The sequence below is a fragment of the Bacteroides sp. 519 genome, from assembly GCF_010500955.1.
GTDB lineage: Bacteria > Bacteroidota > Bacteroidia > Bacteroidales > Bacteroidaceae > Bacteroides.
Genome location: NZ_QVMJ01000055.1, coordinates 1 through 11,102 on the forward strand (window position 1 = coordinate 1; position 11,102 = coordinate 11,102).

Annotated in this window: 6 protein-coding genes; 3 read left to right on the top strand and 3 right to left on the bottom strand. The window is 41.6% G+C overall.

What is annotated here, in order from left to right:
* Positions 1 to 118: 118 nt before the first annotated feature.
* On the bottom strand, positions 119 to 1,210 hold the full coding sequence (locus tag D0T85_RS21735) for an AAA family ATPase (RefSeq protein WP_163215624.1): 1,092 nt from the start codon (positions 1,208 to 1,210) through the stop codon (positions 119 to 121).
* A 132-nt stretch (positions 1,211 to 1,342) separates the two neighbouring features.
* Entirely contained in the window at positions 1,343 to 2,959 is a 1,617-nt protein-coding gene (locus tag D0T85_RS21740) for a response regulator transcription factor (RefSeq protein ID WP_163215625.1), read from the bottom strand.
* Between the two features lie 253 nt (positions 2,960 to 3,212).
* Here D0T85_RS21740 and ppdK point away from each other — a divergent pair, with 253 nt between their 5' ends.
* The 3 genes from ppdK (at position 3,213) to D0T85_RS21755 (ending at position 8,669) form a co-directional block, all read left to right on the top strand.
* Entirely contained in the window at positions 3,213 to 5,936 is a 2,724-nt protein-coding gene (gene ppdK / locus D0T85_RS21745; RefSeq protein ID WP_163215626.1) for a pyruvate, phosphate dikinase, read from the top strand.
* A gap of 369 nt (positions 5,937 to 6,305) precedes the next feature.
* The gene (locus D0T85_RS21750) at positions 6,306 to 6,830 is read left to right on the top strand and encodes an outer membrane beta-barrel protein (RefSeq protein ID WP_163215627.1); all 525 of its coding nucleotides are present in this window, start codon (positions 6,306 to 6,308) and stop codon (positions 6,828 to 6,830) included.
* An 831-nt stretch (positions 6,831 to 7,661) separates the two neighbouring features.
* Positions 7,662 to 8,669, top strand: a complete 1,008-nt coding sequence (locus D0T85_RS21755) for a L,D-transpeptidase (RefSeq protein ID WP_163215628.1) — start codon at positions 7,662 to 7,664, stop codon at positions 8,667 to 8,669.
* A gap of 109 nt (positions 8,670 to 8,778) precedes the next feature.
* On the opposite strand, the gene D0T85_RS21760 is transcribed toward D0T85_RS21755, so the two are convergent.
* Complete coding sequence (locus D0T85_RS21760) at positions 8,779 to 10,902, bottom strand: Tex family protein (RefSeq protein ID WP_163215629.1); 2,124 nt, start codon at positions 10,900 to 10,902, stop codon at positions 8,779 to 8,781.
* Between the last annotated feature and the right edge of the window lie 200 nt (positions 10,903 to 11,102).

Sequence of the window (11,102 nt, forward strand, 5' to 3'; positions counted from 1 at the left end):
ACGCAAGTGCGCGCTGCTCATGCGGGGCGCACGTAGCCCGTTGCTTTAGCTTCGGGTTAATGATGCGCCTATGTACAAGCGTGCCAAAGGTACGCAATAATTCCTACTCTCATACGATTTAGAAATTATCAGGTAGACCACCTAGAAAACCTTTCATCCACAATTCTGACAGCATTGGCTTATCCGAACCATTTGATGCCGGCTTCATTTTAATTCGTTTGGCAACGGTATGTCCTTCATCGTTACGAGCAACAACAAATAAACGTTGATCATCGTCGTACAAATTAAGTCCATCCAGCGTTGCCGGATTGTGGGTGGTGATAATTGCTTGTTTCTGATTTCTGACAGCTAGTTCAGATATGTTTTTTATAAGGAAACGGCATAATCGTGGATTTAAACCTGTCTCGATATTATCTATAGCAAAAAAAGGAGGGGTTTTTTGGGCAACAAAAAGAGTTAAATAAAAAAGAAGCTCTAAGGCACCTTCGTTTGCATTCTCAGCAGAGAATATATTGTTTCTTTGCTCCATGTATTTATCAATGAAGTAGAGGTTAGAAATACTCCTACCTAACTTATAACCATGTATTTTGTATCTTTCTTCCGGATCAAAGAAAATATCATCAATCCAAGAAATGCACTTTTTAGCTACAGCTTTTATTTGCTCTATTTCTTCGGCGGGTAGGTTGTTAAGTAAAACATCAAGCCCTTCGCCATAAATACCCAATGGATATTGATAACTCTCGTTAGATAGTCCACGTAATGCTGTAATAGAAGTGCTATAAATAAGAAACTGTGAAACATAGTTTCTATTGTTGCATACTATTCTATCGACCTCTTCGTGAGATACTTCATCTCTTCCACTTGTTTTAATGTAACAATTCCAAGGAGAATAAATATCATCCGGATTTTCGTTAGTTATAGGGTACGATAAATGGCCTTCCTTAAAAGCCATTTGTAGTTTGATTTTATTCGCTGTTTTATGCTCGGGAAATGAACTCTGCATTAAATAGGGTTTGGCTACTCTCACTCCCTTTGAAATAAGTTCTTTAACTTCTATCTGCGTTGATCTTACAGAAGCAGCCATCGCAATAGCTTCCAGTATATTTGATTTTCCGGAGCCGTTAGCTCCTATGAAAACATTAACTCTTCCTAAGTCTAAAGATAAATCTGTGATAGATTTAAAATCTTGTATTTGTATATTCGTTATCATATTCAATTAAATACTTGATTTACAAATGTACATAAAAAATCAACTATCAGCCAACTGAATGAAAATATTTATCATAACTCTCAACTACTTTACCTCACTCTACCTACCTCACTTTACCTCCTCCTTTTCAATTCAAGACAACCTCCTATACTCCTCCGGTGTCATATCGTACTTATCTTTGAACTGGCGGAAGAAGGTAGAACGCGAGTTGAATCCCGATTCCACTACAATTGTGTTGATGTCCATTGTTGCCCCTGTTTGATCAATAAGGGTTCGGGCGTGGCTCAGGCGCAGGCGGGTAAGGTATTCGTTGAAACTGTATCCGGTAGCATCTTTAATGGCTTCGGTAAGGTATGTGCGGTTGGTGCCGATGGCTTCGGCTATTTGATCGCGGGTTATCTGGGGGTTGGTGTATAGTTGCTGCTCCCTCATTACAGTGGCAAGATGTACAAAGATAGATTCTTGAACATTCTCTTCCGGTTGGGTACTGCCTGTTTTTTCGGCTAGCTGGCTCACGGTTTCTTCCAAGCGCTCCTGCTCGCGTATGCGCTGTATCAGGTGCTTGTTTTTCTGCCGGATGCGGCGCGAGTAAAATACAGCTACCGACACTATGCACAACAGCAATATTGCAATTATAACAATAGCAACAAAGTTACGCCGAACGGCGCGTAAGGCGAGCTGCTCTTTTTGCACTTGCATCTCGGCCAGATCCAGGCGGTGCAGGGTGCGCAGTTGGTTTAGCTGCGTTTCGTGCTCGCGGTTACGGTTTACATTGAAAGTATCTATAGCTTGCACATAACGATGTACGGCACTGTCGGCTTTACCCAGATGCACCAGTAAGTCGGCCTGCTGGCGCAGTGCGTTGGACAAACTGGAAGTTAGCTCGTAATGTTGTATAAAGTGGAGAACGCTATCGCTCCAGGCGTAAGCTTGTTGGTACCTCTGTTGGGCGATGTCGTGGTGCATCATCATCATAAAATAGGTGAAGCGGAAGGTCCGGGGGAAGTTAGGATTGTACAGTTCAATAGCTTTGGCTATGTATTGTTCGGCTTGCTGTTCGTCCTTCAATCCAATAGCAGCTTCGGCTGCCAGGTAGTACGATAGGTAGATCGATTCGGTTCCTTCGTCGCCCTGTACACTCTTCCGGCAGTCGATGGCCATTCGCATGGAGTCGGTGTATGCCATCATTTGCCGGTACTGGTGGATGTTTTGGTGCAACGAAGCCATCTCCTGATAGTTTTCGAGGGTGAGCGATCGCGATGCGAAGTTCTCTTCGGCACGCAGGGTGTTGAGGCTGCGCTGTATGTGCTCAATGGCGTCGTTATAAAATCCCAGGTGTTTGTATATGTTGGCCAATGCCGCTTCGGCCCGGGCAATGTTGGGTTTGTTATTCTGCAGGTGTGCGTCGGCCAGCATTTGTTTAGCTGTTTCCAGTGCCTCCATGTACTGTTGCTGGTTGGCATAACGCATAATAAGGGTTTGTTGCAGGTAATTGAGGTAAGGATTCGGTTGGTGTTTCCGGGTGTAGGCAATGCCTTCGTGGGCAAGGCTGTCGGCCATGCTATTATCGAACTGCGGGAAGTAGTATTCCACCTGCTTGCAATACATGTATCCTCTGAGGTTGGCATCGTTGGTTTCCCCGGCTATCTGTATCAGTGTGTCGATAATGGGCAATGCCTGTTCGGGCTGGCTGTACAATCTTTCGTTAAGAACCTCTTTCAGGCTATCTATATTGAGTTGCCTCTGCATAGCAGAAAGCGGCATAATGACTAGTAATAACAGATGTAGTGATAGAAATCGTAGCACAATAAAAGTAAATTAGGTGTGCAAACTTAAATAAAAAAAAACGATTTATATGAATTCAAAGTAAGGAAATGAGCTATAACTCTGTATTTGTAATCTCTAAATAGCAATTTACATCAAAATGTTTCTTAGTTATCATAAATATATTTAAATTTGCGCCACAAGATTTTTAGTTAAAAACAACTTAAGCAACCTTTTTATGGACAAAAAAAGAGTTTATACGTTTGGAAATGGTCAGGCAGAAGGAAAAGCCGACATGAAAAACCTATTAGGAGGTAAAGGCGCTAACTTAGCCGAGATGAATCTTATTGGAGTACCTGTTCCTCCGGGATTCACAATCACTACCGATGTTTGTAATGAATATTACGAGGTAGGAAAGAATCAGGTGATTGAATTATTGAAAGCAGAAGTTGAGAATGCAATCGCAGGAGTCGAAAAACTAATGAACTCTAAGTTTGGCGATATCGAAAACCCATTGTTAGTATCGGTACGCTCGGGTGCCCGCGCATCTATGCCCGGTATGATGGATACAATCCTTAACCTTGGTTTGAACGATGCTGTTGTAGAGGGTCTTACCCGCAAAACAGGCAATGCCCGCTTTGCATGGGATAGCTATCGTCGGTTTGTTCAAATGTATGGTGATGTTGTTTTGGGAATGAAACCCGTTAACAAAAACGATATTGATCCATTCGAAGAAATTATTGAAGAAGTAAAAGAAGCCAAAGGCGTAGAGCTTGATACCGATTTATCAGTAGAAGATTTAAAAGAACTTGTTTCTAAATTTAAAGCTGCTGTTAAAAAGCAAACCGGAAAAGATTTCCCGGAATCGGCTTACGAACAACTTTGGGGTGCCATTTGCTCGGTATTCGATTCATGGATGAACGAACGCGCCATTTTGTATCGTAAGATGGAAGGTATACCTGCCGAGTGGGGTACAGCCGTTAACGTTCAGGCAATGGTATTTGGTAATATGGGTAATACTTCGGCTACTGGTGTATGTTTCAGTCGCGATGCTGCAACAGGCGAAGATCAGTTTATTGGCGAATACCTGATTAACGCACAAGGTGAAGACGTAGTTGCCGGTATCCGCACACCTCAACAAATAACCAAACTGGGTTCGCAACGTTGGGCCGAGCTGGCTGGCGTTTCCGAGGAAGATCGGAAAACTAAATTCCCTTCAATGGAAGAAGCCATGCCCGAAATTTATCAGGAACTCGATAAGATTCAAACCAAGCTTGAAGATCACTACCGCGATATGCAAGATATGGAATTCACTGTTCAGGAAGGTAAACTCTGGATGCTTCAAACCCGTAGCGGAAAGCGTACCGGTGCTGCTATGGTGAAAATTGCTATGGATATGCTTCGTCAGGGAATGATTGATGAAAAAACAACACTGCTTCGTTTGGATGCAAACAAACTCGATGAATTGCTTCACCCTGTATTCGATAAAGAAGCATTGAAAGAAGCTGAAGTTATAGCTAAAGGTCTTGCCGCTTCTCCGGGTGCAGCAACAGGAATGATTGTTTTCAATGCCGACGATGCAACCGAGTGGGCTGATAAAGGCAAAAAGGTTATCATGGTTCGTGTTGAAACATCGCCCGAAGACCTTGCCGGTATGGCTGCTGCCGAGGGTATTCTTACTGCCCGCGGAGGTATGACATCGCACGCAGCTGTTGTTGCCCGTGGTATGGGTAAATGCTGTGTGTCGGGTGCAGGCTCTTTAAGAATAGACTATGCTACTAAAACAATTGAGGTTGACGGACTTACTTTGAAAGAAGGCGATTACATTTCGCTTAACGGATCGACCGGTGATATATTCCAGGGACAAATTGCAACCAAAGAAGCCGAACTGGATAACGATTTCACTGAAATCATGAACCTTTCTGATAAATATACCCGCATGGTGGTTCGTACCAATGCCGATACTCCACACGATGCACTTGTTGCACGTAAATTCGGTGCCAGTGGTATTGGACTTTGCCGTACAGAACACATGTTCTTTGAAGGTGAAAAGATTAAAGCAATGCGCGAAATGATTCTGGCCGAAAATGCAGAAGGACGTCGTGTAGCCCTTGAAAAAATTCTACCTTATCAAAAGGCCGACTTTATGGGTATTTTCGAAGCTATGGCAGGACTACCGGTAACAGTTCGTTTGCTCGATCCTCCTTTGCACGAGTTTGTTCCTCACGATGATAAAGGACAACAAGAAATGGCCGATGCTATGGGTGTTGATGTGAAAATAATCCGTCAGCGTGTTGAAGCATTGCACGAACAAAACCCGATGCTTGGTCACCGTGGTGCACGTTTGGGTAATACATATCCCGAAATCACTGAAATGCAAACCAGAGCCATTCTGGGTGCAGCATTAGAGTTGAAGAAAAAAGGCATCACTGCTATTCCCGAAATCATGGTTCCGCTAACCGGTATTCTTTATGAATTCCTGGAGCAGGAAAAAGTAATCCGTGCTACAGCAGCAAAACTGTTCGAAGAGACTGGCGACACTATTGAATTCAAAGTAGGTACAATGATTGAAATACCTCGTGCAGCACTTACTGCCGATCGTATTGCTTCGGCTGCCGAATTCTTCTCGTTCGGAACAAACGACCTTACTCAGATGACGTTTGGTTACTCGCGCGATGATATTGCTTCGTTCTTGCCTATTTACCTTGAGAAGAAGATTCTTAAGTTCGACCCATTCCAGGTACTCGACCAAAAAGGTGTAGGACAATTGGTGCGTATGGCTACCGAAAAAGGCCGTGCAGTACGTCCCGACCTGAAATGCGGTATTTGTGGCGAACATGGTGGCGAACCTTCTTCTGTGAAGTTCTGCAACAGTGTAGGTTTGAACTATGTAAGTTGTTCACCATTCCGTGTGCCAATTGCACGATTGGCTGCGGCACAAGCGGTGTTGGAGCAGGCGTAAACAAGAGCATATTTCAGAATGGAAGGAGTTAAAGGAGTTATCAGGAGTTTTGCTCCTTAGGAGTTATAGCTCTAAGATACTTCAGAGCATCTAAAGCTTTAACTCCTTTAACTCCTAGCGAAGCGATAACTCCTTCTATTCTATATAGGATAAATAATAGAAAAGGTGTGTCATACCGATGATACACCTTTTTTTTGAATAAAATTATTTATGTGTAACATTTTGATTTATAGAATAATAAGACAATGTAATGTTTTATTTGTTGGCTTGATGGAAATTATTTATTTAAAAAAAGTTGCTTGAATCAAAAAACTGTTATACTTTCGCAGCGTTTTTTAACTAAACATTATTCATTAAAAAAAAGACAAAATGAAGAAAATTATTTTATTACTTTTTGTAGTTTGTGCAGCAATGACTGTAAATGCCCAGCTTTATGTGGGTGGTAGCTTAGGTTTTTGGAACGACGATGATGCTGATGTAACTTCTTATAGCATAATTCCCGAAGTAGGATATAACCTGAATCAGAAATGGTCTATAGGTGCAGAGTTAGGATATACTCATTTGGAAGCTAGTTCAGAGATTGATGTATTTTCAATAGCACCATACGCTCGTTTGTCGTGTTACGAAACTGGTATTGTACGCTTGTTCTTGGATGGTGGTTTTGGCTTTGCTTCGTACAAACTTAACGATGCTGATTCTGAAACAGGATTTGAAATTGGTATTAAACCAGGAATCGCTGTTAAATTGAACGACAAATTCAGCTTGGTTAGCAAATTTGGATTCCTTGGATACAGAGATCAATACATGACTGCTGCAGGAAAAGATGCCGGTAATGGTTTTGGTCTGGACTTTTCGCCATCTAGTATCACATTTGGTCTTCAAGTTACTTTCTAAAGCTGCATTCAGGAGTTAAAGAAGTAATCACTTCTTTCATTCTTAAATATGAAAAAAAGAGGCTTCGTCTTATTTTAGGCGAAGCCTCTTTTCGTTAATGGTTATGCAGATTGTAGAAGAGGTTCTAAGAATGTGGTATTTACAGCACTGAAAGTGCGTTCGATTTAGCCCAGGGTTTTAACCCAGTCATGTTCGGAAGATCTCATTCGCCACGAAGTGGTAGGTTAGTTCAGCCCCAGACAACGCCGGCGTTGGCCAATGTCATCAAGTTAAGGGATCCGCATGGTGAATCCCTTGGGATTCAATTTGAATAACCCCCAGTGAAGGGCGAAGCCCGACTGGGGGCAAGTCAACACATACACAGTCTGAACCCCGAAGGGGGTTCAACACCTTCGGCGTTGTGAGTTATAGGGATACGCATCCCCCCAGTCGGGCTTCGCCCTTCACTGGGGGTTATTCAAATTCAATCCCTTCGGGATTTCTTAACTTGATGACATTGGGCGTTGCCTGTTAAAACCCTGGGCTAAATCGAACGGGCTTACAGCCCTTGCTTACAAACTGTTTAGTTCTTTTTTAACCGCAGAGTACGCAGAGTTTCGCAGAGTTTAAGATTCAATGCTGCATAGAAATTAAAAACTCCGCGTTAATCTGCGAAACTCTGCGGTTAAAATATATTAGAACTTAACAACCTTTTCAGGATAAACTAATTATGAACATTTACTTAATATTTAAGATAATCTAATTATATTTGAATCTGAAAACAACGACATCTATTATTTTGTTAAAACAACAATTGAGCATTTGAGCATTTAATAATACTTCATAATAATAATGAGACAGAACTATTTTATTCTAATCCTTATTCTCCTATTCTCCTGTACCTCAGGAGAAAAAAAATCTCAAGTAGAGTTACCTGTTCTAACTGAGGATTCTGTTGTAATCAGAGATTCTAAACCAGAGATAAAAGAAATACTTCCTGCTGATATAAAAATTAATAAGGAATTGACTTATGATCAATATACTTTAGAAGATACTTATCCTTATAAAGATACAGTACGTGAATTTCAATGGGATAAAATACGCGAAGTGTTGGCTAAATTAGAAAATATCCAGCGTGAACCACAACCATGGGGAATTCTTCAAAACCGGAAAAACAGAAACGGAGAAGCGCCCCTGGTAGCTAACTGGATTCGCAATGAATATAAAAATGTTGCCGACTCGTTGGGTATAGAACGCTTTCAGGGGATACCTCTATACTTGTTAACCGATTCGGTATTGCCAGTGCGGTATGGACGCGATGGAGAATTGGTTCGGCTTACATTAAGTAATGATAGTAACTATATTGGTGCTCAAACAGTGCATGTGCCTGGTAGTTTTATGATCCCCCGGAAGTATGTGCAGGTTATTGATACAATCATCTTTAAGAAAATAGCATTTGTTGATCGTGAAAATCAAAATATAACTACGCTTGAACGTGGTGATGATACATGGATGGTGAGGAGTATGAATCCAGCAACCACCGGACAGCATCGCCCTCCGTATGCAAACGATACCCCTTTAGGTATTTTTGTGATACAAGAAAAGAAAGATAAAATGTATTACCTGGTGGATGGAACTTCTACCATTGCCGGTTATGCCCCATGGGCCAGTCGTTTTACAAACGGCGGCTATATACATGGGGTTCCGGTGAATAATCCCAATGGTAAAATTATAGAATACAGTCAAACCCTTGGAACCATACCACGTTCGCACATGTGTGTGAGAAATGCTTCTTCGCATGCAAAATTTGTTTATGATTGGGCAGCAGTAGGAGAGGGGCTTGTGGTGGTTATTGAGTAAAGTTAGGTAAAGTTAGGTAAAGGAGGTAGAGTGAGGTAAAGGAGGTAGAGTTAGCCATGCGGCATCGTTACTTTACCTCCTCTACCTCCTTTACCTCACTCTACCTCCTTTATTCTTTCATCGTAAGCTGTATACGTTTTCTTTCCAAATCAATGCTTAATACCCTAACCATAACATGTTGATGCATCGACACCACTTCGGTAGGATCAGAAATAAACCTGTCGGCCAATTGAGAGAGATGTACCAAACCATTTTCTTTGATACCTATATCAACGAAAGCACCAAAGTTGGTGATGTTACCTACAATTCCCGGCAGCACCATGCCCACTCTTAAATCATCGATAGTACGGATATTCTTATCAAATTCAAAAACTTTAATGCCTTGGCGTGGGTCTCGTCCCGGTTTATTAAGCTCTTCCATAATATCCTTCAGTGTTGGAATACCAACAGTGGGAGTTATGTATTTATTAATATCTATTTTACTGCGAAGCTCTTTGTTGGTGATAAGTTCTTCAACCGTACAACCCAGATCTTTGGCCATTTGCTCAACAATGTGGTAGCTTTCAGGATGCACAGCTGTGCGGTCGAGTGGATTCTTTGCATCCGGAATACGGAGGAATCCTGCACATTGTTCAAAAGCCTTGGCACCCATGCGCGGAACTTTCATCAGTTCCTTTCTTGATTTAAAAGCACCATTCTCTGTTCTATAGTTTATAATGTTCGATGCAAGTTGCGGGCCCAAACCAGATATATATGTAAGCAGGTAACTACTTGCTGTATTAAGATTAACCCCTACAAGATTCACACAATTCTCAACAGTTTGGTCCAGTCCCTTTTTAAGCTTACTTTGATCAACATCGTGTTGATATTGACCTACCCCTATCGATTTGGGATCAATCTTAACCAGTTCGGCAAGCGGGTCCATCAGTCGGCGACCAATTGAAACAGCACCGCGTACAGTAACATCGTAATCGGGAAACTCTTCACGGGCAATTTTTGAAGCAGAATAGATTGAAGCACCTTGTTCGCTTACCACAAATACCTGCACCTTACGATCAAACTGCTGTTGCGTAACAAAAGTTTCTGTTTCCCGGCTTGCCGTTCCGTTACCAATGGCTATTGCCTGAATATTATAAGCTTCAACCATCTTTCGTAACCTTGAAGAAGCTTCGGAAACCTTGTTTACAGGAGGGTGTGGATAGATATTTTCATTATGCAATAATGTTCCCTGTTCATCCAGACAAACAACTTTACATCCGGTACGGAATCCGGGGTCGATAGCCAATACACGCTTTTGGCCGAGCGGTGGGGCCAATAATAGCTGCCGCAGGTTCTCAATAAAAACCCTGATGGCTTCATCATCAGCTTTCTCTTTAGATAGAGCAGCAAACTCCGTTTCAATGGATGGTTTTAGAAGTCTTTTGTACGAATCCTTAACAGCCTCTACCATTTGTTCGGCACATTCATTGTTGCTACGTACAAATGTTCTTTCCATTTTTTCGATGCATTCTTCATCATCGGGTGATATGCTGACTTTCAGGAGTCCTTCATTTTCGGCACGTCGGATAGCCAGGATGCGGTGCGAAGTGATTCGTTTCAACGGTTCCGAAAAATCATAATAGTCTTTATATTTGATAGCTTCCTCTTCTTTTCCTTTCACCAACTTAGCTGTAACAAGAGCCTCTCTGGTAAATTGGTTTCTGAGGAGATTTCTTGCTCTTTCGTTTTCGTTAATTTGCTCAGCAATTATATCCCGGGCACCTTTTAAGGCGTCATCTACATCGGGTACATTATCATTAATAAATGCTTCGGCTTTGAGCAATAAGTTATTCTCACGTTGCAACATTATTAATGTAGCCAATGGTTCAAGACCTTTCTGACGGGCTGCTTCTGCGCGGGTTTTTCTTTTGGGCTTATAAGGTAGGTAGATGTCTTCAAGAACGGTTAAATCCCAAGTGTCATCAATTCTTTTTTTCAATTCATCCGTAAGCTTTCCCTGTTCTTCGATAGTCGACAGGATTGTAACCTTACGTTTGGCTATTTCACTAAGTTTATTGTGTTTATCCTGGATATCTCCAATTTGTATTTCATCAAGTCCACCGGTAACCTCTTTACGATATCTGCTGATAAAAGGAACTGTAGCACCTTCTGTAAGTAGTTCCAGCGTATTACGAACCTGATTCTCTCTTATTCCTAAATCCTTGGAAATAAAACTGCAAAATAAGTCTGACATATAATTGAATATTTTTATAAAGGTACAAATGTATAATAAATAATGGAACACAGAGGCACAGAGGCACAGAGTTTTTTCTAATAAGAACATCTACTTATAAAAACCTCTGTGCCTCGTATATTTGCATCATTAATGATCCGTTATTTCTCCGAGTGTTGTATATTCGTAGTTAATACGGAAAAGAATAGTCTCTCAATTGT

What these genes read in the sequence shown, in the direction of transcription:
- D0T85_RS21735 (WP_163215624.1), bottom strand. Translation starts at nt 1,210, where the DNA reads ATGATAACGAATATACAAATACAAGATTTTAAATCTATCACAGATTTA.
- D0T85_RS21760 (WP_163215629.1), bottom strand. Translation starts at nt 10,902, where the DNA reads ATGTCAGACTTATTTTGCAGTTTTATTTCCAAGGATTTAGGAATAAGA.
- ppdK (WP_163215626.1), top strand. Translation starts at nt 3,213, where the DNA reads ATGGACAAAAAAAGAGTTTATACGTTTGGAAATGGTCAGGCAGAAGGA.
- D0T85_RS21750 (WP_163215627.1), top strand. Translation starts at nt 6,306, where the DNA reads ATGAAGAAAATTATTTTATTACTTTTTGTAGTTTGTGCAGCAATGACT.
- D0T85_RS21755 (WP_163215628.1), top strand. Translation starts at nt 7,662, where the DNA reads ATGAGACAGAACTATTTTATTCTAATCCTTATTCTCCTATTCTCCTGT.
- D0T85_RS21740 (WP_163215625.1), bottom strand. Translation starts at nt 2,959, where the DNA reads ATGCAGAGGCAACTCAATATAGATAGCCTGAAAGAGGTTCTTAACGAA.